The organism is Shewanella sp. 0m-8 (assembly GCF_052977265.1).
Genome location: NZ_JBRIMB010000001.1, coordinates 76075 through 98628, shown reverse-complemented (window position 1 = coordinate 98628; position 22554 = coordinate 76075). Strand labels below are relative to the sequence as shown.

Sequence of the window (22554 nt, the reverse complement as noted above, 5' to 3'; positions counted from 1 at the left end):
ATTTCTAGCAATCAGTAGAAGAAAATGAACTACTCTGCGAGCTCTTTTTCCAACTGCTTAGCAATCAGCTCAGGTGAGCCCGTATTCTTCGCTAATAACGAGTAAGCCACAGGGATCACAAACAATGTAAAGAAGGTTGCCAGTGTAATGCCCGATAACACTACGACGCCAATAACAAAGCGTGTTTCAGCTCCTGCGCCCTCTGAAAGCACTAACGGCACAGCCCCCGCGGCGGTGGTGATCCCCGTCATTAAAATAGGTCTCAATCGTTGGCTCGATGCTTGAATTATTGATTGCTGAAACTCAATGCCTTTATCTCTGAGTTGGTTAGCAAATTCGACAATCAAAATACCATTTTTAGCGGCCAAGCCCACCAACATGATAATGCCTATCTGGCTGTAAATATTCAGGCTTTGATCCGTTACCCAGAGTCCTATTAGTGCCCCCAGCGTGGCCAGTGGTACCGTGAGCATAATCACCAACGGGTGAACATAGCTTTCAAACTGTGCCGCTAACACTAGAAACACAATGCCAAGAGCCAAGATGAATACGAAATACATCGAGTTACCCGAGTCTTGATAATCTAATGACTGCCCCTTGTAACTCACTATCGCTTCAGCAGGTAGGTACTCATAAGTTAAGCCATTTAAATAATCTAGCGCTTCGCCTAAGCTATAGCCATCAGCCAAATTCGCTTCAATCGTAATCGCACGCATACGATTGTAACGGTTTAGCTGACTTGCATCGGCGAACTCTTCGACATGCACTAAATTAGATAACGGAATAAGCTCTTTACTACGCTCTGATCGAACGTAAATATTTTCAAGATCGTTAGCCGTATTTTGATTATCTCGATTACCCTCAATAATCACATCGTACTCTTCACCATCTCTCATAAACGTCGTGACTAAACGAGACCCTAACATCGACTCTAACGTGCGCCCTATATGAGAGATGGATACTCCAAGATCTGATGCTCTGTCTTTATCGATCACTACTCTAAGTTGTGGTTTAGTCTCGTTGTAGTCATGATCTAAGCCAACAAGGTTAGGGTTTTCCTTGGCTTTCTCAATAATAATATCTCGCCATCTCGCCAACTCTTCATAGCTTGGTCCACCTAATACAAACTGCACAGGCTTACCGACACCACGGCCAAAGGCTTGCCTCATTACAGGAAATGCACGTACGCCTGCTAAATCTGACAGTCGCCCTCTGATATCACCTATGATTTCAAATGCGCTGCGCCTAACGGACCAATCTTCAAGTACAATAATAGCCATACCATTAGAGAAATTAGCGCTGCGACCAAACCCCCTTGGCGCACGGATAAGCAAACGTTTAATCTCTCCAGCTTCAACTAATGGCATTAAGCGATTTTCAATCTCATCCATATAAGATTCAATATATTCAAAACTGGCCCCTTGCGGTCCATTGACAATCAAGAACATTGAACCTCTATCTTCTCTTGGCGCAAATTCTTGCGGCACTTCTTTCGCCAAAAATGCGCTACTCACGAGTGCAACTAGGATCAATGATGACACTAAAAATGGGTGCTTCATCGCCTTGACTAAAATCATTCGATAGTGACTAGAGAGGCTGTCCATTCCCGAGTCAATTTTCCGAACTAACCAAGAGTCCTGCCCAGAGGGTTTTAGCACCTTAGAACACATCATTGGGCTTAACGTTAATGCCACAATGCTTGAGAAAATGACCGCTGCACTCATGGCAACCGCAAACTCTTTAAATAGTTTACCCAAATCTCCCTCTAAAAAGGTGATTGGCATAAATACCGCAACCAAAACTAATGTGGTCGCCACAACCGCAAATGCCACTTCACGGGCACCAAGGTAAGCTGCTTTTAGCGGTGAATCTCCCTCTTCTATTCGCCTGTGAATGTTCTCAAGTACCACAATTGCATCATCAACCACCATACCAATTGCTAAGATCATCGCTAGCAAGGTTAACAGGTTAATCGTATAGCCCAGTGCAAACAGTACGATAAATGTCGCCATTAAAGACACCGGCACAGTTAACGCAGGAATAAGCATAGCGCGCACACTACCAAGGAACAGATAAATCACCACGATGACTAAAAACATGGCAATAAACAGGGTTTGATAAACCTCTTTAACCGACGCTTCAATAAAGACTGAGCTATCGTATGAGCGTTTTATCTCCATACCTGCTGGTAGGGTTGGGTTAATTTGATCGACTAATTTATTCGCCGCGCGGGCGACATCCAATGTGTTAGCCGTTGATTGCTTTGACACGCCAAGACCAATCATGGCCTCGCGATTGCCTCTAAAAGTGATACGCTCCTCTTCAGAACCTATTTCAACTTTTGCAACATCACCCAGTTTAATCAGGTAGCCATCTTCCCCCTCAGCTAACACTAAATTGGCGAAATCATCAGATGTTTTAAAGCTTCGCTCCAACCTTACAGTAAAATGGCGCTCTTTTGACTCTACGCTGCCCGCAGGTAATTCTACGTTTTCCGAGCGAAGTGCTGACTCAATATCGGCAACAGTTAAGTTTCTTGCAGCTAAGGCTTGTCTATCGATCCACACACGCATGGCGTAAACCTTGCCACCACCAAGTCGCATATTCGCGACCCCGTCGATCACCGAGAAACGGTCGATTAAATAGCGTCTGGCATAATCGGTTAGCTGTAACGTAGTCATCTGATCTGACACGAGATTGAGCCACATTATCACTTCATCGCCACCGTTCGCTTTTTGCACTTCTGGTGGATCAGCTTCTTCAGGTAAATTATTCAGAAGACCTGATACTCGGTCTCGTACATCGTTGGCTGCAGCTTCAATATCTCGCCCAACATCAAACTCTAATGTAACATTCGAGCGCCCATCGCTGCTCGAGGAGCTAATATGTTTAATGCCTTCAACACCGCTAATCCTATCTTCAACGAGCTGAGTAATTCGACTCTCAACTACTGCCGCACTGGCGCCGCGATAGTTGGTTTGAATTGAGACCACTGGAGGGTCAATATTTGGGTATTCTCTTAACGGCAACTTGTCAAATGCCACTAAGCCAAAAACAATCAGTAAAATACTAATAACTGAAGCGAAGACCGGTCGCTTAACCGAGATATCAGTTAAGATCATGCTACGGGCTCCACATTAGCCTGCTTTAGAAAACTAAAACGTTCGCTAAAGGTCACTTTGACGTGATCTCCTGGGCGCACTTTTAGCAACCCCCGGATCACAACTTGCTCATCAAGGACGACACCATTAATAATTTCTACCCAACCACGCTTACGTAGTCCAAGCGTAACTTGCTTTTGCTCAACAATGCCCTCGTCATTGACCACATAGACATAGTGCCTATCTTGAATGGGTATTATCGCTGACTCAGGTAATATAAGTGCTTCCCGGCTTGTCTTGATAAGCTTCACTTTCATCAACATGCCAGGAAGTAATCGTTGATCTAGATTGGGGATCTCGGCACGAACGATTACCGCACGAGTTTTCGGATTAATACGGCTATCAATTGACACCACTTTTCCTACAAACACTTCTCCGTCAAATGCTACAGCCGTTGCTTCAACTTTTTTGCCTAGAGCCAATGCTTGTAAAAAGCGCTCTGGCACAGAAAAGTCCAACTTTATAACTGAGATGTCATCCAAAGTGGTAATGGGATTACCTGGTGAGACTAGAGCTCCGACACTGACCTGGCGCAAACCTAACGCACCAGAGAAAGGTGCCCTGATACTGCGATCACCTAGGGCCGATTGCGCCTGGGCCAGCTCAGCTTTAGCGGTATCGATTAACGTTTGCAACCTGTCTCGTTCAAGTTCTGCAATTGTTTGACTGGTGACTAAGGTGCGAATGCGTTCAAGTTCACGTTGGTGATCTTTAACTTTCACTTTTGCAACGGTAACACGCGCAAGCTGTTCACTGTCTTGAAGTTGGATCAGTAAACGTCCCTTCTGGACTAGATCGCCATCATTAAAATTAACTTTTGTCACCACATCTGTGACCTTGGGGGTCACAGTAATCGACTCGTTTGCCTTACTCGTACCAAGGGCTTCAACCTCGTCGCGTATCGGTTGTATCGCTGCTTTCGTAACAACTACATTTGGTATAGGTCGAGATTTTGTGACTTGTTCTGCCGGAGGTTGTTGCAGATAGAAATATGTGCCTAAGAGCAACAATGCACCAATTATTATTATTATTTTTTTCATGACAGCCTTAGCAAACTATATTTTTCAATTGCCGTTAGTTTACCTAGTCATAACTTTGCTTCAATACGTTTTACTTTTTCTTACAAATAATACATTTGGGTGACATTCATTTTTTAACGGTCAACAAAAAAGGAGCCAAGAGGCTCCTTTTCATTTTAGTTATTGTGACTAGCGTACTTTACGGTCTTCTTGCATCAATTCTGAGAAGCCTTCATAGACTGCAGTAACAACCTCGTTAGAAAGCGGCTCATTTTTAGCATTCAACAGGTGGATCTCTGTCTTATCATCAATGCCATCTTTAAGCTCTATACGATATGAACCCGCTTCAAGCGGTAGCTCTTTTTCGCTCCATAACGAACTCCAAAAACCAGAATCATCCGTTATATTGATATAAAGTAGACCTTTGTTACTGTCCATATCGACAATTTCAAAGCCCATTTCAGGTAACACAATACGTAAGCGATCCCAGGTACGTTTATACTTAGCATCAGCTAACCAATAAGCTTGTTCTTCAGCATCAGCTATAAGGTTTACATCAATACCCAGGCTTTGCTTCAAGCGTTTAGCTTTAAGTGCTTTAGCACGTTCGATACTGATATAACTAATTGAATCATTCAATCTATCAATAGTATAACGACGCTTATCTTCACCACTTAATAAAATATCCTGTCGATCGCCATCATAGCTTTCTTCATGTTCTATTAGCTCAATCGTTAAATTACCGCTACGGCCATGAGGACGAACATCGACCTTATACAAATAACGCTGCTTTAGACTATAAACTTTATCGCTACCCCAGAAACTCGACTCAATCACTTGCGAGCTTTCGATCCAATCAGTCTCAATGGTTCCTAGCTCATAGTTTTCACTACGTAATGGAATAGATTTACTCGCAAAGTATTCTTTTAAAACATCAAATATCTCTTGCTTTAAATCAATATCATTATCAATCGACTCAATAACAATTTTAATATTGTCATCGCCCTCTTCTACACGCGTCCCCTCTGCCATTGGTAACACTTGTAGTGGCGGTCGAATATCAAGCTGAGTGCCAACGGCATTTTGGTCAACCTTACTACCTACATCAGGAATATTATATTCCTTACTGTAAGTTGGCTTATTCAACCCCGCTGGGATCACTAATTCAGGCGCTACGACGAGATCTTGATAGTTCTGATCTATGTCATTAGCCTGTCTTCTGTCAATGGGTGTACTACATGCAGTAACAGCTGCAACTAAAATAAGTGGAGATATTTGCTTTAGCATTTATTATTCAACCTCGATTCGGGCATTTTTCATCGCTTCTAGCAACAGACCATGAAACTCTGTAGAAAGTTCAGTTAAAGGTAAACGAATATCACCTTGACTAATTAGTCCCATTCGGTGAGCGGCCCACTTTACGGGAATAGGATTGGCTTCGCAGAACAAAGCGCTAAACAACGCTTTAATCGACTCTTCAGCAGCTAATGCAGCAGGAAGATTACCCGCTAACGCAGCGTCACACATAGCTTTAAACTGTTTTGGAACAATATTGTTCGCAACAGAAATAACGCCATTACCGCCGAGAGTTAAAAATTCTCTTGCTGTCGCGTCATCGCCACTATACAGCATAAAATCATCGCCACATAAACGGCGTAATTCTTTAACGCGAGATAGATCGCCGGTGGCTTCTTTAACACCGATAATATTTTTGACACTCACAAGTTCAGCCACCGTTTCTGGCAGCATATCAACAGCGGTGCGTCCAGGAACGTTATATAGAATTTGTGGCACATCGGTACTCGCTGCAACAGCGGTATAGTGTGCTATAAGCCCTTTTGGTGTTGGCTTGTTATAATAAGGTGTGACACCTAGCATTGCAGCCACACCAGTATTTGAGAGGCCTTTAGTTAACTCAATAGCTTCTGCCGTTGCGTTAGCGCCATTGCCACCAATAATCGGTAGTCGACCTGCAGCAAATTTTACCGTTTGCTCGACAACGGCAATATGTTCTTTTGCTGGTAGTGTTGCCGACTCACCAGTGGTGCCAACGGCAACGATGGCATCTGTACCTTGGGCGATATGGTACTCAACTAAACTTTCAAGACTCTTATAATCTACTGTGCCATCACTGTTCATTGGTGTGATTAAGGCAACGATGCTTCCGTATATCATGTGTATTCCCCAAGGGTTCAGGACTGGCTATGGTACTGATGCAATCCACTAAAAACAAGCTCTACTACGCAAGACTTAAGCATATTCATCATCAACTTGAAACATATTAAATAAGTGAAAGGATCACAATGACAAGGATCGCAAACTGATTAACTTGTGATAGCATTACTGACCACGAGAAAAATCTGTCATTCAATTGTCTATTTTTCAGACTAAACAATAATAATATGGGGTATGAAATGTCCAATCACTTGGTCGTTACTGCAATGGGGGCCGATCGCTCAGGTATTGTGAGTAAGTTTGCACGACTCGCGAGTGAGTGTGACTGCGATATCGTTGATAGTCGCATGGCACTGTTTGGTAATGAATTTACCTTAATTATGATGCTTTCAGGTTCGTGGCCGTCAATTACCAAGATGGAAACCACATTACCAAGCTTAAGTGTTGAACTTGAGTTATTAACAGTAATGAAGCGTACTTCAAAACATACTCCACAAAACTACATTTCTCGTTTAGAGGTCAACTTTAGTGGCCATGACCAACGTGGAACAATGAAAAGAATCACTCAATTCTTAGCAGATAGATCACTCGATTTGGCTGCGGTTAAATCCCATGCGGAAGAAGATGCGACAGGCAAACCCACTCAAAATATTAACCTCACCGTTAATGTGCCAGAAAAAGTCGACTTAGATAAACTCGAAGTTAGCATAAATGAACTAGCAGCAGAATTAACCCTAGAGTGCACTATTGAACGTATGCAAGGTGTTGAAAGTTAATATTGATAATGGATAAAAATATGAAAACCTTAACCGCTGGCGATACAGCGCCACTTTTTAACCTACAAAACCAAAAAGACGAAACCGTTAGCTTAGCTGAAGCGCTAAAAACCGGCCCAGTGCTTGTATATTTCTATCCAAAGGCCTCTACTCCCGGTTGCACAGTGCAGGCCTGTGGTTTAAGAGACAGTCAACAAGCGCTTGAAAACCTCTCGGTAACGGTATTTGGATTAAGTCCTGATCCCGTGGCCAAACTGGCTAAGTTCTCCGATAAGCAATCGCTTAACTTTTCACTACTGAGCGACGAAGATCATGCCATTGCCGATGCCTTTGGCGTGTGGGGAGAAAAGAAGTTTATGGGTAAGATCTATGACGGCATACACCGTTTAAGCTTCTTAATTGGTCAAGACGGTAAAGTGGCACATGTATTTAATAAGTTTAAAACCAAAGATCATCATGAAGTTGTACTCGCTCATTTAAAGAGTCATTAACTCACGGCGTTAAATTTTTGGATATTTCTGCCATCAAAAAAAGGAGCCTTTAGGCTCCTTTTTTTCCGGGACGATATCGGGTACTTTCTAAGGTTCTACTTCAGATAGTATCTTAGATACTAAACAATATAGGGATAGATTAATGCGCCAGCAATCGACCACATGGTAATACAGATAAAACGGTCTAGGTAACACCAGGCTTTAGGCTTTTTAAAGACAGGGCTTAAATATTTAGCGCCTAAACTCAAGCTAAAAAACCACACAAAAGAAGCCAAAACAGCACCAGCACCAAACCACTGCTTTTCTGTCCCTTCAAACTGCACACTAATACTGCCTAGTAACACCACTGTATCTAAATACAGATGAGGATTTAATAAGCTAATGGCTAACGTTGTAAATACGGCTTTTTTAAGGCTATCAGCAGCATGTTCTTCATCATTCTCCATACGGTTATCGTTAAAAGAGGACTTTAAGGCGGCAAAGCCATAAAACAATAAAAAAATAGCACCACCAAAGCTTGCGATATCTTTAATCAATGGAAACGCTAGAATTAAGTGACCTAAACCTGCAACACCAGCAGTGATCATAACCGCATCAATAAATGAGCAAATTGCAGCGATAGGTAACGAATGAGAACGTTTAAGGCCTTGTTTTAAAACAAAAGCATTTTGCGCGCCCACAGCCATTATTAAGCTACCGCCAATTCCCATACCTTGTATAAATGCTGTTTGCATAACTGCCTCAAAACGACCTAAATTAATAAGCCGCAAGAATAGTTCGCCTTCAAAAATAAGTACAACTACTAATATTAATCAGGTATAAGTAAAACTTATACTGCAAGCGATACTAAAGCAGAGGCAGCAAACTATGTTTGATTACGCACACCTTAAAGCACTTTCGATAGTTGTATCTCAAGGGGGTTTTGATAAAGCGGCGAAGCATCTATTCATTAGCCAATCAGCGGTTTCTCAAAGAATTAAACAGCTTGAGGATAAGGTCGGACAGTCGTTATTGGTAAGAACAAATCCTGTGCGTGCAACTGAAACAGGAAAAAGGTTACTCAGACATTATGCACAAGTACAGCTACTTGAAAGTGAGCTGCGCTCAGAAATGGATGTAGATGATCCCTCCTTACCGACCATCGTAAAAATTGCTGTAAACGCAGATAGCTTAGCGACTTGGTTTCTACCAGCATTAGCTGAGGTATTTAAACGCCATAAATGGTTATTAGAACTCATCATTGATGATGAAGCTTACACCCACCACCTGTTAAAAAATGGTGAAGCCGTTGGCTGCGTAACCACGTCTCAAATTGCGTTATCAGGCTGTAGCAGTGAGTTTCTGGGTAACATGGAGTATTTGTGTGTTGCGACACCCGAGTTTGCAAGCCAATATTTTACATCCGACTCCCCCATAGAAGACATAGCCTTAGCGCCAGCGGTCGTCTTCTCAACTAAAGATAAGCTTCACGACAAATTTTTGAATTTTTATTTCGGGATTAGTGATAACAGCTGGAGAGAACATAAAATCCCCTCCTCTGAGAGCTTTTTAGAAGCGATTAAAATGGGCTTAGGTTATGGATTAGTTGGCCATTTGCAAGCGCAAGACTTACTCGAAACGGGTCAACTTATCGAAATATTTCCAGAAAAAAAGATGCAAGTTCCACTGTATTGGCAACATTGGAATATCAAAGCAAAACAAACAAGCGTTATTTATCGTTCATTAGCAGCAAGTGCTAACCACACATTGATCATGTAGCCGAAAGCAGCTTAGCTCAAATCTATCACAGCTGTTTTAGGCTATACCCGTGTTACTTTATGGATATACTCATATTAGTTTAAGGGCATATATACCTTTAAAGCCAACAGAGTAACCCATTGTTACACGCGATAATCCTATTAAAAAAGCAGCCTAGGGCTGCTTTTTATTACACTTAAAACTTTCCGCAAAATTTTAGCTTTTTAACTCAAGAAACCTTTTCAACTGTCACAACCTGACTTGAATCATCTTCAGATTTTGGTACCGGCCAAGCGTTAATCACGGCCTTAACTAAAGAAGCTAAAGGTATTGCAAAAAAGACTCCCCATACTCCCCATAATCCACCGAACACCAACACCGCAGCGATAATAAATACGGGGTGTAGATCGACCGCATCAGAGAACAAAATAGGCACTAACACATTACCATCTAATGCTTGAATGATCCCATACCCTACCATCAGGTAACCAAACTCAGGACTGACGCCCCACTGGAAAAAAGCCACCAATGCTATTGGAAGTGTGACTAAAGTGGCGCCTACATAGGGAATAAGTACTGACAGTCCGGTTAATACACCCAGTAAAGCTGCATATCGTAAATCCATAAAAGCAAAGAAGATGTAACTGACAACACCAATAATCACAATCTCAATCACCTTGCCTCTAATGTAATTGAAGATCTGCTGATTCATCTCATTCCAAACTTTACGGGCTAACTCTCTATTGGTTGGAAAGAAGCGTTTACTGCCTTGAATAAGTTGATCTTTATCTTTTAAGAAGAAAAATACTAATAGAGGGATCAAAATCGCATATACCATCAACACAAGTAACGATGCTGAATATCCTATCAATTGCTTACCGATATCAAGTAAGTGTTGGGTATCCAACATCTTTTTCAACTCTGCAACCATGGTATCTAACTGGCTGGGGTTCACAAATTGGGGGTACTGATTGATATAACTTTGCGCAGTAATGAGGCCTTTATCAATCATACTCGGAAGATCGGCAATTAGACTCACGCCCTGCTTCCAAATACTTGGCACTAAGCCAAAGCTAATCAATAGCATTAAGCCAATAAACAATACTAAAACTAAAGATGCTGCCGTTGTTCGATTGATACCTATTCGCGACATTTGTGCAACAGGCCACTCAAGTAAAAACGCTAGAACGAGTGCAATTAATAATGGAGCGAGTAAACCACCAGCAAAATAAATTGCTAAGGCTAAACCCGCAAGGATGAGGACTAAGGTAACGGCTTGTGGATCACTAAAACGTTCTTTATACCAACGGCTTAAAACAGATAACATTCAAACTCCCTAGTTCGACGACCTTTCTAGTCCTTGGTAGCCATCGTTATAATGATATTTACTTTATGTAAAATTTTATAAAGTCTCTTTTACTTGGTCACAGTTAGCGACAAAATGGTGTCATTATCTTCAGTTACTGTATAACAGAATCCCACTTTTTTTAAATAGCGGGGAACATCTTGCCTAGAACCGGGGTCGGATAATAAGACACGCATGCACTCCTCCGCTGAAAGTTGCTGCAACGCAAGTTTGACTTTGACTAACGGTAACGGACAACGGTATGGAGTTAAATCAATAATAATCATAATGAACTTGCTATAAACAATCTAAGGCTATTATCCTAATAAGCGACACAAACCACAAGTAAGCATTGTGACTAAGTGATAACAGAAGCATAGCCCAAATTAAGGATCCGCTTGAGTAAATTAACATTGTCTAAATCCGTCATTGCTGGTGCCCTTTCATTTATTTTATGCACTAGTTCACCTGTAAGTTATGCAAATAACGATTTACCTGACCTAGGTACAGCGGCAGTTAATACATTCAGCTTAGAAAAAGAAACTGAGTATGGTGACGCATATATGCGAGTTATCCGTGGCTCAGCGCCTATGCTTAATGATCCCGTTTTAAATCAATACCTAACTGAACTTGGTAATAAACTGGTAGCCCATGCAACAGGTGTAAAGACGCCATTTTATTTTTTCTTGCTACGAAATGATGAAATTAACGCATTTGCATTTTTCGGTGGCCACGTGGGTGTTCATACAGGATTATTCTTAAATGCCGACACCGAAAGTGAGCTAGCTTCAGTACTTGGGCACGAAGTAACTCACGTTACTCAACGTCACTTAGCACGCTCACTAGAAGCGCAGCAAAAAAGCTCCACTGCCACTATCGCTGGTATGCTTGGCGCTATCTTATTAACCATTGCCTCTCCGCAAGCGGGTATGGCGGCATTAGCAACAACTCAAGCCTTGGCCACTCAGTCTCGAATTAACTATACCCGTTTACACGAGAAAGAAGCTGACCGAATAGGCATGCAGATCATGGTCGACGCCGGATTTGACCCTAATGGCGCTGCTGACTTTTTTGGTAAACTGGCCACACGCTACCGATTTACCACTAAACCGCCACAAATGCTTTTGACTCACCCGTTACCTGAGTCTCGGATCTCAGAAGCCCGTATTCGTGCCGAACGCTACCCTCTAAGGCATGTACCAGATAACCTAAACTTCCAACTTGCTAAAGCACGGATCCAAGTGCGCTTCTCCGGCTATAGTGAACAAGCTGCCCTTTCTATATTTGAAAAACAGTTAAAACATAACCGCTACAGTTACAAAAGTGCAGCACAGTACGGTAAAGCATTGGCTTTATTTAGATTGAAGAAGTTTACAGAATCTGAAAAAATTATTGATGAGTTATTAGCTAAGAGTCCTAATAACTTATTTTACATTGATACTAAGACCGATCTGCTCAGCCAAAGAGGTGCTAATAAGGATGCGATTACCTTATTATTAGCGCAAAAGCAGCTAAAACCGACCTCTTCAGTTGTGAATACCAATCTGGCCAACATTTACCTGGAAGATAATCAGGTCAATAAAGCGATCCCCTTGCTTGAAGACCTTATTTTCCTCGATAAACAAGATCAGCTTGCTTATATCTTGCTACATCAGGCATACAAGAAAAATGGTAATAAAGCGATGGAGTACTTTGTTAAAGCAGAGTCTCTAGCGCTCGTAGCGGATTATAAAACCGCTATCGACCAACTCAATTTTGCATACCGAGAAGCTAAAGGAGATTCTCTGCAGCTAGCTCGAATAGAAGCCCGGATCAGGCAATTTAGACAAGCTGACAGGGCACTAGAGCAGCTACAATAAGCACAGTTAATTTGTGACTCCAGTCACAAATTAACGTATCATTAGCGCAACTTTTAATAACAATAAAAAGACTATGACAAACGTTAGTATTTATCACAACCCAAGATGTTCAAAAAGCCGCCAGACCTTGGCGTTATTAGAAGATAACAACTGCCAAATCGACATTATTGAGTACCTGAAAACACCAATATCAGTAGAGCAAATTACCGATATTTTAACAAAGCTCAATATCGCGCCAAGAGATATGATGCGGGTTAAGGAAACTGAATATAAAGAACAAGGTTTAAGTGATCCGTCTTTAACTCAAGCGCAGTTAATTCAGGCGATGATCAATACCCCTAAACTTATTGAGCGCCCTATTGTTCTCGCCAATAATAAGGCTGCAATTGGACGTCCGCCAGAGAATGTTCTTACAATTTTATAAACGAGGTAAGTAATGAACTCGACCACCCTATTTAAGCTTTGCCGCACTGGTTATGTGGCATTGGTAATGTTGTTAGGGGCATGGTTCATACGCCAAGGGTTAACCGGCGAATACTCCATGCTATTTAGTCTACTCTGGCTTATTCCTCTATTGTTGCCACTGAAAGGCATTTTAACAGGTAAGCCATATACCTATGCTTGGGCAAGTTTTATTCTTTGCCTTTATATGTTGCATGCACTCACTTTGGTTTATGTTACCGAAACCGACACACTTTTTGCTGTCGTGGAGTCCTTGCTGATTGGCAGTTTACTCATTGGTTTTCCTTTTTACGCCAGGATCCGAGGGCGTGAGCTAGGGCTTGGATTGAAAAAGAAAAAGTAAGCTTTTTAGCACTGGCGGTTCCGGACCTACGCCAGTGCTCTATTCACCAATACTTCATCTTCTCTCGTTATAAAGCCTTGTTATACTCTTGTTCCCCTTGATCTTCAGCATTCAATATTCAATATTCGACATTCGACATTCGATATTCAATATTCGACATTCGACAACAATTTATTAAACAACCCTTTGTTTGCGCAACAACTCACATGCTATATTCAGATGAATAAATTTAAAGCTTGTCGCTGAACATAATAAGAATAAAGGATAAATAGATGAAAAGGTCCTTAGGTTACGTGTTAATCGGTGTCATTAGCCTTACCGCATGTGGTGGCAGTAGTAACAATAATGACTCCTCTGGAGAGCTCACTCCTCCTCCCGTCATTCCTCAAGGTTTAGCTAGGTGTGATATACCCACTGAACTCAATCCTGTTGCAACAACCTCAGCGATTACCTTTTATACTGAAGACCAATACCTTGCCGAGCAACCAGGAGCAATAACGGTAACGCTTAACGGAAATAATGTGAGTGACTTTAGCTTTAACTGGACTCAACTATCCGGCCCTACGTTAATCTTAAAAAGTATTAAAAGCCCAGTATTAGCCTTTACCGCCCGCGAAAGTGGTAGTTACAAATTTGAAGTAACGGCTAGTAAAAATGACATAACCTATATTGAGTCAATCGAAATAAATTTAACTGCTGCCAGTGCAGAACAATTATCAGCTCGTGTTGATCATCAAGCAAGTGAAGGTAACTCGGTTAGCTTTAGGCTTGATACTCCAGAGACAAATCCACCCACTGAGATTAATTGGTGTCTAGCAGCGGGTCCAAGCTTAACAGTCGACATCAGTACGCCGGAACAAGCCTTACTTACCGCTCCAAGTGTCAACGAAGACACCATCAGTATCCTTAGAGCCACTGCTGTCATCAACGGCGAAACTGTAACCGATGACGTGCAACTTTTAATCACGAAAGAGGCCGCTATTACGTCCTCTTATTTCGATGAGAGAGTGGCTAAGACCTTTGCCTATAATGCTGATTCTCCCTATAAAAACGAACTACAACCCTGCGTTTATTCAAATCAGTTACAGCAGAGCTGTAACATTTCACGCCTGCCTCTGATTGGACAAAAATCAGGGATAGATAAACAAGCAATCTTAGACAGAGTTTTGGTTTCGCACCAATGGATGGGGGAGAATTTCGAGCACTTTCTTGAAAACCTAGATCCGAATAGTGATTTTGCAACACTATTACAGTCGGTAACCGCTGTAGTTATTAGTTATGATGTAAGGCCATCATTTTATTGGGTAGTCACTGGGGCAATTTATCTAGACCCAAACGATCTATGGTTACTTGCACAAGAGCGGGACACCATTAATGAAGCGCCTGATTATCGAAGTGCCTTTGGTAATGATTTGAATTTTTTAATGCCATGGCGATATGTTAAAAACAACAGCTATACATCCTATATAACGCCTAGAAATGTAAGAGTTGACCGCACGGCCGAACAAATGATGCCGGATTTAGCATCCTTGCTCTATCATGAATTGGCTCACGCCAACGATTTCTTCCCAAATAGTGTACATGCCAGCCTATCAGGTCCAACATTACTCGATGATTACTTCCGTCGAAGTGATGCAAAGCAGTTAGTATCAGATCAACTTACTGCTCTTTACCCTCTAAATAGCCAGGAAATGACAAATTTAGCAGAGGTCAGCTTTAAAGGGGAAACGGCTAATGATCCCCAAAAAGCCTACATCGCTGCAGATATCACCAGTTTCTTCTCTCCCGATAGAGCCAGTGACTATTACGCCTATTCGACCAAACGCGAGGATGCCGCCATGCTGTTTGAAGAAGCCTTAATGAGTCATAGATACTCAATCCAGCGTGATGTAGCCGTAACAGATAAACCTGATAATCCCACAGCAAGCTCAATTAGTGTTAACTGGGGACAGCGTGGACGAATTGGTGATGCAAAACTTGAAAATCGCGCTGCATTTGTTATCAATCAAATGATGCCTGACCTTGATGGTGCAACATTAGTGAACCAGCTCCCAGACCCCATTGCCATGAAGCAAGGACAATCATGGGCGGATAACTTAGCCATATCACCAGTCAATAACGCATTAGAAAAATCTTTAGCCTTAAGTGGTAACGTCTCAGAGCCTACTTTTGTACACAAGCTTAGATTTAGTGGAGACCGACACACTAAGCCCATGGATTAGAACTTGTATTTGAGCAATAGCAGACACAAAAAAGCCCAGACATCTCATCTGGGCTTTTTGTTATATCTGTTCAGTCTCATTAGGCAGAGGCTTTAATATCTGTTTATTAACTATTAACCTAATGCTTAGTAGCACAAAGTTAAGTTTAGCAAACTCAAACCCATCAAGCTTATGTTCATCAAGCTAGGTTCTCAGTTTATAAACGCAGCATCTCTTTAATAAAAGGGATAGTCAATTTACGTTGATGCACCATAGATGCTTTATCGAGCCTATCTAACACGTCAAACAATGTTCTTAAATCTCTGGCTAAGCGGTTTAATAAAAAGCGCCCTACATCTTCAGGTAACTGTAAGCCTCGCATCGCAGCACGGCGTTGCAGTGCCGCGAGTTTTTCTTCATCAGCCATAGGTTGTAGCTGGTAATTAAGCCCCCACTGCATTCGAGAGACTAAATCCGGTAAAGAGAAACCGCTATCACTTGGTGAAACACTTGCACTAACAATCAGCGAGCAGGTCTTCTGCTCAGAAATCCGATTATAGAGATCAAATATCGCCTCCTCCCATAAAGGGTGTCCTGCAATCGCATCGACATCATCAATACAGACGAGATCGAGTTTCTCTAAGCCTTCTAATAACGCTGTAGAAATACTCGCATGGATCCCTAAAGGAATATAAAAGCTACTTCGGCCTAGATCATTTGCATGAGCACAGGCGGCGTGCATAAGATGGGTGCGTCCGGACTTTTCTGGACCCCATAAAAAAACTGCACCTTCTGACCTACCCTCGGCACAAGCTTGTAAACTTTGAATAAGCTCATCGTTACCCGCTGCAGGATAATAACTATTGAAGGTTTCATCATCAGGTAGATGAACTGGTAATGATAACTGTAAAGGAGAGTTTGACTTCACTCAGGTGCTTCTCAACGACGCAATATTTCTATATTAGACACACATGGTAGCATGTGTGTCACTTGATTGGGAGTTATTGACCTTTCCAATAATAGATCTGTGTCTCTTTCTGAGCTTGAACTTGGGTCTCTATTGTTGAATAGTCCAAGTTTTGCAGGCTATTGCTCGATACCGACTCAATTCGAGGGTCAAGAGCCATTAATCGATGCAAGTCTGCTTCATTACCAAAAAGGCGCAAATTAAATTCAATCGTCTGTCCTTCAATACGGCTAATGCTTGCCGACTTGATGGCACTTAGCTGATCTAAGTAACGCTCAATCGCAACTAATTGCTTCATATCAGATATATCAGCAAAAGAAATCTTGGTGGTTTTCTGCTCCCCAGAGTCGGCTATCGCATACTGCCCCACATAATACTCACTGGTCGCTGCAACCATAGCGGCAACAGCCTCATCAATCGTAGCAGCCTCGCCACTCTTATTAATAACAGCTGTTAATTGCAGCGATTGAGGCGCTTTTTCACGTGGGTAAAGACTCATTTGATAACGGTATGTACTGCCTTGTGGCTCAATCGCAGCCATGATGAAGTAATTGGATTGATAACGTAAAGAGGCATCAGCCACATTGTCGCTAAAGTTACCACGAATATCATTTACACCGACCTTCATCGAGTCATCAAGATCCATTAACGGAAACAACACTGGCGCGCCTCGAGTCGCTGACTCACGATCAAAAACCTGGCGGCTAACATTGCTAGATGCATCACTTATTATTTCACGTTCACCATGTTCATTGATAACTAACCAGACTAAAGTCAACGGTCTCTGTTTGCCCCAAACTGGCAACCCCGCTTCTCGTAACAGTGCAATAATACGTTTGTGGTCAAAGTTTACTTTCAAGAACAGTTCACCATTATCTTCAAAATAACCGTATTGCGTCATCAATGAGCTCGCATTACCAAGCTGCTTTTTTATTGCTTCGTTTGAAAGCGCGCTCTGAGTCCCTGAATTTTTTAAAATCACTTCTTCAAAGGCTTGTTTGATCCCTTGACTTCTAAGTGCCGTAGATCTTGAATCGATGGGCACAACACCTTCATCGAGGAACTTTACCTCGGCCGCAGTAACATGCGTTGAGAAGCCAACGAGAAAAGAGACAGTAATAAAAGTACGTAAAATGAGTTTTAACATGTTTTAGATTCAAAGACGGCTCGATAAATAAAATTGTATCACATCTATTATCACTTTTGCCGAGATAAAGAGACATCCTCATTAAAGGCTAAACCCCACTTTCATGTTCCACTTCACATACCAAAACATTAAAAACAGTTATCATTGATAGGTTTACTTAAAATAAGAGAGAAATAATGAAAAACCTGACAATGCCTTTGCAAGGAGCACAAATGCTGTTCGTAGCCTTTGGCTCGCTGGTATTAATGCCCTTGCTAACAGGCCTAGATACTAACGTTGCACTCTTTACCGCTGGTATCGGCACTCTGCTTTTCCAATTAATCACAAAACGTCAAATCCCCATCTTTCTAGCGTCTTCTTTCGCTTTTATCGCACCTATTATGTACGGCGTACAAACTTGGGGGATCCCATCGACCATGGGCGGTTTAATGGCTGCAGGTGTTGTTTATGTAATTTTAGCAACCGTCATTAAAGTTCGTGGTGGTGGCTTCATTAAACGCTTGTTGCCTCCAGTTGTTGTAGGGCCAGTCATCATCGTTATTGGCTTGGGCTTAGCGCCTGTTGCTGTCAACATGGCTGTCGGTAAAAGCGGCGACGGTAGCCTTGTGCTTATCGAGCAAAATACTGCATTACTTATCTCTCTAGCATCTTTATTTACCACCATCGCCGTCGCTATATTTGCCAAAGGCATTTTAAAACTAATGCCAATATTAGCCGGCATTACGGTAGGTTATGGATTAAGTTTGGCTTTCGGTATTGTTGACTTTACGCCAGTTAAAGAAGCAGCTTGGATTGCTATGCCCAACTTTGTGGCGCCAGAATTTAACTGGCATGCTATTTTATTTATGATCCCCGTTGCAATTGCCCCAGCGGTTGAACACATTGGCGATATCTTAGCTATCTCAAATGTAACAGGTAAAGATTACCTCAAAAAGCCAGGCTTACACCGCACCTTAGCAGGTGACGGTGTGGCGACTATTGCCGCATCAGCATTTGGTGGACCGCCAAACACAACCTACTCCGAAGTGACTGGCGCTGTAACACTTACTAAGAATTTCAACCCAGTGGTAATGACATGGACAGCTGTTACAGCCATTTTATTCTCTTTTGTCGGCAAGCTAGGTGCACTACTGCAAACGATTCCAGTACCCGTTATGGGCGGGATCATGTGTTTGCTATTTGGCTCTATTGCTGCTGTCGGTCTTAACTCTTTAATTAAGAATCAGGTAGACATGAATGAGCCACGCAACCTTAGTATTGTTGGCGTGACGTTAGTGTTTGGCATTGGTGGTATGGCATTTGGTATCGGCTCATTTAGCTTAACCGGGATCAGCCTTTGCGGGATCTTAGCTATCGTTATGAACCTCGTACTGCCAGATAATGCGGCCTCGCATACAAAAATTATTAATGAAGAGATCAATCCATCTTTGTAAAAGTCTAGACGTTTGCTCATATACGTTTAGGCCATAAAAAAGCCCCTAACGACTCACATCGTTAGGGGCTTTTTACAGACATAATCAAAGTTAAGCTTGATCGTCTTCTGTTTTATATTTAGCAGCAGTTTCTTTAATAAGCGTTTGTAGCTCACCTTTTTGGAACATTTCAGTCAGAATGTCACAACCACCAATTAGCTCGCCTTCAATCCAAAGCTGAGGGAAAGTAGGCCAGTTAGCATATTTTGGTAGTTCAGCACGGATATCTGGATGCTGGAGGATATCAACAAATGCAAATTGCTCTTCACAATTAATCATGATTTGAGCAACTTGAGAAGAGAAACCGCAGCTTGGTAACTTTGGTGAACCCTTCATATATACAATAATTGGATTTTCGGCGATTTGCTGCTTGATCTTTTCTACTGTTTCCATTTTTCTTTCCTGATTAGAACTTCATTACAATCTCGACATTGTACGCCAGTCTTTGGCAGAACAAAAACCTACTTTTAATAGGGACAATAACTAATAGAAATAAACGATTAAGATAATCGCTCAATTTGAATAAACAATGATACACTTCACAAGTTTATTAGGTAAAATGTTCCGCAGTGAGCAAGAACGCACAAATAACAAACTAGAAGTTAACGGAGAAAACTAATGGCTTTTGAATTACCAGCATTACCTTACGCAAAAAACGCACTTGAGCCACATATCTCAGAAGAGACCATTAACTACCACTACGGTAAGCACCACAACACTTATGTTGTTAAGCTTAACGGTTTAGTTGAAGGTACTGACCTTGAGCAAAAGAGCCTAGAAGAGATCATTAAGACCTCTACTGGTGGTATCTTTAATAACGCAGCTCAAATCTGGAACCACACTTTCTACTGGAACTGTCTATCTCCAAATGGCGGTGGTGAAGCAACCGGTCCAGTTGCAGATGCAATCGTAGCGGCTTTCGGCTCATTTGAAGCATTTAAAGCACAGTTTACTGATTCTGCAGTCAACAACTTCGGTAGCGCTTGGACTTGGCTAGTAAAGAACGCTGACGGCACTGTTGCTATTGTTAACACAAGCAACGCAGCGACACCTCTTACAGATGAAGGTGTAACTCCAATTATGACTGTTGATGTATGGGAACATGCTTACTACATCGACTACCGTAACGTGCGCCCTGACTATTTAGCGCATTTTTGGGAACTTGTTAACTGGGAATTTGTTAACGCAAACTTCGCTGGTTAATCATTTAATTTCTCAGATAATAAAGAGGAGCCTTTAGGCTCCTTTTTTATTGTGTATTTACATCCCCTGCTTGCTTTATCTCAAGTGCAACTATTGCAAATGCAACTATTTCTTATTGTTTTTATTTACTTTTTTACTACACGGCTCACATTTAACGTCTAACATTAAAGATAGGGGGCCAAATTAATTAGCCTCTAAACTTACCATTTGTGCGTTTCAGGGGGCCGGTTATGAGTATATTTGAGCATTACCAACAGCGCTATGAGAGAAAGCTTGATGAAGAATATTCATTAGAAGACTTTTTAACCATTTGTAAAAATGATAGAAGTGCATATGCATCTGCTGCAGAGCGCTTATTAATGGCTATTGGAGAGCCAGAATTCGTAGACACATCTAAAGATCCCATACTTAGTCGACTATTTTCCAATCGACTTATTTCTCGTTATCCAGCATTTAAAGATTTTTACGGTATGGAGGAAGCGATTGAGCAGATCGTTGCTTATTTAAAACACTCGGCTCAAGGTCTTGAGGAGTCAAAACAGATCCTTTACTTACTTGGACCAGTAGGGGGTGGTAAATCTTCACTTGCCGAAAAACTTAAAGCTTTAATGCAAGATGTACCTATATATGTACTGACTGCCGATGGCGTGCGCAGTCCTGTTAATGATCACCCATTTAGTTTATTTAATCTTGATGAAGATGGAAAGCTGTTAAAAGAAGAGTACGGCATTCCCGATCGGTATTTAAAAACAATCATGTCTCCTTGGGCCGTCAAGCGCTTACATGACTTTGGTGGTGATATATCCAAATTTAAGGTGGTTAAGGTCTACCCTTCTATCCTAGATCAACTCGCCATTGCTAAAACGGAACCCGGCGATGAGAACAACCAAGATATTTCATCATTAGTTGGTAAGGTCGATATTCGACAGTTAGAACACTTTGCTCAACATGATGCCGATGCCTACTCATATTCCGGCGCATTATGTCGAGCGAACCAAGGTATGATGGAGTTTGTAGAGATGTTCAAAGCCCCCATCAAGGTGCTTCACCCATTACTGACGGCGACACAGGAAGGTAACTACAACGGAACAGAAGGGTTATCAGCCCTACCTTTTAGTGGCATTATTCTGGCTCACTCGAATGAATCTGAGTGGACAACCTTTAGAAACAACAAGACCAACGAAGCGTTTTTAGACAGGGTCTATATTGTTAAAGTACCTTATTGCCTCAGAATGACAGAAGAGGTACGGATTTACCAAAAGCTGTTGTCCAATTCAGAACTGGCTAACACCCCTTGTGCACCTGGTACACTAGAAACCCTCGCACAATTTAGTGTTCTTTCACGTGTAATTGCACCTGAGAACTCATCAATCTATTCAAAAATGCGGGTTTATGACGGTGAAAGTCTAAAAGACACCGATCCTAAAGCTAAATCCTATCAAGAGTACCGCGATTACGCAGGTGTAGACGAAGGGATGCAAGGTCTATCAACGCGCTTTGCCTTTAAAATCCTCTCTAGGGTGTTTAACTTCGATCATACCGAAATTGCCGCAAACCCAGTGCATCTGTTTTATGTATTAGAGCGACAAATAGAGCAGGAGCAATTTCCATCAGAAACTGCTGAGCGTTATTTAGAGTTTCTAAAAGGTTATCTCATCCCTAAATATGTGGAATTTATCGGCAAAGAGATCCAAACGGCTTATTTAGAGTCCTACTCAGAATATGGTCAAAATATCTTCGACAGATACGTGACTTATGCAGATTTTTGGATCCAAGACCAAGAGTACCGCGACCCTGAAACCGGTCAATTATTCGATAGAGCAGCGCTAAACTCAGAGCTTGAAAAAATAGAAAAACCAGCAGGAATTAGCAACCCTAAAGATTTCAGAAATGAGATCGTTAACTTTGTCCTGCGTGCTAGGGCCAATAATGAAGGCACTAACCCATTATGGACAAGTTATGAAAAGCTCAGAACGGTCATCGAGAAAAAGATGTTCTCAAATACTGAAGATCTGTTACCCGTCATTTCTTTCAATGGCAAAACCTCTACTGATGATCAACGTAAGCACGATGACTTTGTGAATCGAATGATGGAAAAAGGCTACACCCAAAAACAAGTAAGACTACTCTCAGAATGGTATTTAAGAGTTAGAAAGTCTTCTTAATAAGCCCTAAGGGGAGTTTACTCCCCTTCTA

Annotated in this window: 20 protein-coding genes; 10 read left to right on the top strand and 10 right to left on the bottom strand. The window is 41.8% G+C overall.

From position 1 onward, the window contains the following. Positions 1-29 precede the first annotated feature (29 nt). The 4 genes from ACVBIO_RS00435 to dapA all read right to left on the bottom strand — a co-directional run bounded on the left by ACVBIO_RS00435 (position 30) and on the right by dapA (position 6355). Positions 30-3122, bottom strand: a complete 3093-nt coding sequence (locus tag ACVBIO_RS00435) for an efflux RND transporter permease subunit (protein WP_447171741.1) — start codon at positions 3120-3122, stop codon at positions 30-32. Further along, complete coding sequence (locus ACVBIO_RS00430) at positions 3119-4201, bottom strand: efflux RND transporter periplasmic adaptor subunit (protein ID WP_447159148.1); 1083 nt, start codon at positions 4199-4201, stop codon at positions 3119-3121. Before ACVBIO_RS00430 ends, ACVBIO_RS00435 begins: the two co-directional genes overlap by 4 nt. 168 nt (positions 4202-4369) lie before the next feature. Further along, positions 4370-5467, bottom strand: coding sequence for an outer membrane protein assembly factor BamC (bamC, locus tag ACVBIO_RS00425; RefSeq protein ID WP_447159147.1), 1098 nt, complete (start codon positions 5465-5467; stop codon positions 4370-4372). 3 nt (positions 5468-5470) lie between these two features. Next, positions 5471-6355 (bottom strand): 4-hydroxy-tetrahydrodipicolinate synthase, encoded by an 885-nt coding sequence (dapA, locus tag ACVBIO_RS00420; protein WP_447159146.1) that lies wholly within the window; start codon positions 6353-6355, stop codon positions 5471-5473. Between the two features lie 239 nt (positions 6356-6594). Between dapA and ACVBIO_RS00415 the strand changes: the two genes are divergently transcribed. Next, positions 6595-7131, top strand: a complete 537-nt coding sequence (locus ACVBIO_RS00415; protein WP_447159145.1) for a glycine cleavage system protein R — start codon at positions 6595-6597, stop codon at positions 7129-7131. A 20-nt stretch (positions 7132-7151) separates the two neighbouring features. After that, positions 7152-7622 (top strand): thioredoxin-dependent thiol peroxidase, encoded by a 471-nt coding sequence (gene bcp, locus ACVBIO_RS00410; protein ID WP_447159144.1) that lies wholly within the window; start codon positions 7152-7154, stop codon positions 7620-7622. 119 nt (positions 7623-7741) lie between these two features. On the opposite strand, the gene ACVBIO_RS00405 is transcribed toward bcp, so the two are convergent. Next, complete coding sequence (locus ACVBIO_RS00405) at positions 7742-8356, bottom strand: LysE/ArgO family amino acid transporter (RefSeq protein ID WP_447159143.1); 615 nt, start codon at positions 8354-8356, stop codon at positions 7742-7744. Between the two features lie 133 nt (positions 8357-8489). On the opposite strand from ACVBIO_RS00405, the gene ACVBIO_RS00400 reads away from it, so the two are divergent. Continuing rightward, positions 8490-9380, top strand: a complete 891-nt coding sequence (locus ACVBIO_RS00400; RefSeq protein ID WP_447159142.1) for a LysR family transcriptional regulator ArgP — start codon at positions 8490-8492, stop codon at positions 9378-9380. Positions 9381-9588: 208 nt separating this feature from the next. Here the strand turns inward: ACVBIO_RS00400 and ACVBIO_RS00395 are convergent, their stop codons facing one another. Next, positions 9589-10686: an AI-2E family transporter gene (locus ACVBIO_RS00395; RefSeq protein ID WP_447162820.1), complete on the bottom strand. Its 1098-nt coding sequence runs from the start codon at positions 10684-10686 to the stop codon at positions 9589-9591. Between the two features lie 89 nt (positions 10687-10775). After that, positions 10776-10991 (bottom strand): sulfurtransferase TusA family protein, encoded by a 216-nt coding sequence (locus ACVBIO_RS00390; protein ID WP_447162712.1) that lies wholly within the window; start codon positions 10989-10991, stop codon positions 10776-10778. A gap of 111 nt (positions 10992-11102) precedes the next feature. Here ACVBIO_RS00390 and bepA point away from each other — a divergent pair, with 111 nt between their 5' ends. From bepA to ACVBIO_RS00370, 4 genes are all read left to right on the top strand, one after another. After that, positions 11103-12563, top strand: a complete 1461-nt coding sequence (gene bepA / locus ACVBIO_RS00385) for a beta-barrel assembly-enhancing protease (protein ID WP_447162713.1) — start codon at positions 11103-11105, stop codon at positions 12561-12563. A 73-nt stretch (positions 12564-12636) separates the two neighbouring features. Then, the gene (gene arsC / locus ACVBIO_RS00380; protein WP_447162714.1) at positions 12637-12987 is read left to right on the top strand and encodes an arsenate reductase (glutaredoxin); all 351 of its coding nucleotides are present in this window, start codon (positions 12637-12639) and stop codon (positions 12985-12987) included. Positions 12988-12999: 12 nt separating this feature from the next. Next, the gene (locus ACVBIO_RS00375) at positions 13000-13368 is read left to right on the top strand and encodes a DUF2069 domain-containing protein (RefSeq protein WP_447162715.1); all 369 of its coding nucleotides are present in this window, start codon (positions 13000-13002) and stop codon (positions 13366-13368) included. 272 nt (positions 13369-13640) lie between these two features. Further along, positions 13641-15590 carry a hypothetical protein gene (locus ACVBIO_RS00370; RefSeq protein ID WP_447169683.1) on the top strand — a complete coding sequence of 650 codons (1950 nt, stop codon included), beginning with the start codon at positions 13641-13643 and terminating at the stop codon, positions 15588-15590. A 196-nt stretch (positions 15591-15786) separates the two neighbouring features. Here ACVBIO_RS00370 and hda read toward each other — a convergent pair whose 3' ends face one another. Beyond that, positions 15787-16497: a DnaA inactivator Hda gene (gene hda, locus ACVBIO_RS00365; RefSeq protein WP_447161303.1), complete on the bottom strand. Its 711-nt coding sequence runs from the start codon at positions 16495-16497 to the stop codon at positions 15787-15789. A gap of 73 nt (positions 16498-16570) precedes the next feature. Then, complete coding sequence (locus ACVBIO_RS00360; protein WP_447161304.1) at positions 16571-17683, bottom strand: DUF2066 domain-containing protein; 1113 nt, start codon at positions 17681-17683, stop codon at positions 16571-16573. 176 nt (positions 17684-17859) lie between these two features. On the opposite strand from ACVBIO_RS00360, the gene ACVBIO_RS00355 reads away from it, so the two are divergent. Then, positions 17860-19116 carry a uracil-xanthine permease family protein gene (locus ACVBIO_RS00355; RefSeq protein WP_447161305.1) on the top strand — a complete coding sequence of 419 codons (1257 nt, stop codon included), beginning with the start codon at positions 17860-17862 and terminating at the stop codon, positions 19114-19116. A gap of 90 nt (positions 19117-19206) precedes the next feature. Here ACVBIO_RS00355 and ACVBIO_RS00350 read toward each other — a convergent pair whose 3' ends face one another. After that, positions 19207-19548, bottom strand: coding sequence for a Grx4 family monothiol glutaredoxin (locus ACVBIO_RS00350; RefSeq protein ID WP_447161306.1), 342 nt, complete (start codon positions 19546-19548; stop codon positions 19207-19209). A gap of 225 nt (positions 19549-19773) precedes the next feature. Here ACVBIO_RS00350 and sodB point away from each other — a divergent pair, with 225 nt between their 5' ends. Further along, a complete protein-coding gene (gene sodB / locus ACVBIO_RS00345) occupies positions 19774-20358 on the top strand; it encodes a superoxide dismutase [Fe] (RefSeq protein ID WP_447161307.1) in 585 nt (194 codons plus the stop codon). A 230-nt stretch (positions 20359-20588) separates the two neighbouring features. Further along, positions 20589-22523, top strand: coding sequence for a PrkA family serine protein kinase (locus ACVBIO_RS00340; RefSeq protein ID WP_447161308.1), 1935 nt, complete (start codon positions 20589-20591; stop codon positions 22521-22523). Positions 22524-22554 lie beyond the last annotated feature (31 nt).

Coding starts and splice junctions, on each gene's coding strand:
- ACVBIO_RS00435 (WP_447171741.1), bottom strand. CDS start 3,122: ATGATCTTAACTGATATCTCGGTTAAGCGACCGGTCTTCGCTTCAGTT.
- ACVBIO_RS00430 (WP_447159148.1), bottom strand. CDS start 4,201: ATGAAAAAAATAATAATAATAATTGGTGCATTGTTGCTCTTAGGCACA.
- bamC (WP_447159147.1), bottom strand. CDS start 5,467: ATGCTAAAGCAAATATCTCCACTTATTTTAGTTGCAGCTGTTACTGCA.
- dapA (WP_447159146.1), bottom strand. CDS start 6,355: ATGATATACGGAAGCATCGTTGCCTTAATCACACCAATGAACAGTGAT.
- ACVBIO_RS00415 (WP_447159145.1), top strand. CDS start 6,595: ATGTCCAATCACTTGGTCGTTACTGCAATGGGGGCCGATCGCTCAGGT.
- bcp (WP_447159144.1), top strand. CDS start 7,152: ATGAAAACCTTAACCGCTGGCGATACAGCGCCACTTTTTAACCTACAA.
- ACVBIO_RS00405 (WP_447159143.1), bottom strand. CDS start 8,356: ATGCAAACAGCATTTATACAAGGTATGGGAATTGGCGGTAGCTTAATA.
- ACVBIO_RS00400 (WP_447159142.1), top strand. CDS start 8,490: ATGTTTGATTACGCACACCTTAAAGCACTTTCGATAGTTGTATCTCAA.
- ACVBIO_RS00395 (WP_447162820.1), bottom strand. CDS start 10,686: ATGTTATCTGTTTTAAGCCGTTGGTATAAAGAACGTTTTAGTGATCCA.
- ACVBIO_RS00390 (WP_447162712.1), bottom strand. CDS start 10,991: ATGATTATTATTGATTTAACTCCATACCGTTGTCCGTTACCGTTAGTC.
- arsC (WP_447162714.1), top strand. CDS start 12,637: ATGACAAACGTTAGTATTTATCACAACCCAAGATGTTCAAAAAGCCGC.
- ACVBIO_RS00375 (WP_447162715.1), top strand. CDS start 13,000: ATGAACTCGACCACCCTATTTAAGCTTTGCCGCACTGGTTATGTGGCA.
- ACVBIO_RS00370 (WP_447169683.1), top strand. CDS start 13,641: ATGAAAAGGTCCTTAGGTTACGTGTTAATCGGTGTCATTAGCCTTACC.
- ACVBIO_RS00360 (WP_447161304.1), bottom strand. CDS start 17,683: ATGTTAAAACTCATTTTACGTACTTTTATTACTGTCTCTTTTCTCGTT.
- ACVBIO_RS00355 (WP_447161305.1), top strand. CDS start 17,860: ATGAAAAACCTGACAATGCCTTTGCAAGGAGCACAAATGCTGTTCGTA.
- ACVBIO_RS00350 (WP_447161306.1), bottom strand. CDS start 19,548: ATGGAAACAGTAGAAAAGATCAAGCAGCAAATCGCCGAAAATCCAATT.
- sodB (WP_447161307.1), top strand. CDS start 19,774: ATGGCTTTTGAATTACCAGCATTACCTTACGCAAAAAACGCACTTGAG.
- ACVBIO_RS00340 (WP_447161308.1), top strand. CDS start 20,589: ATGAGTATATTTGAGCATTACCAACAGCGCTATGAGAGAAAGCTTGAT.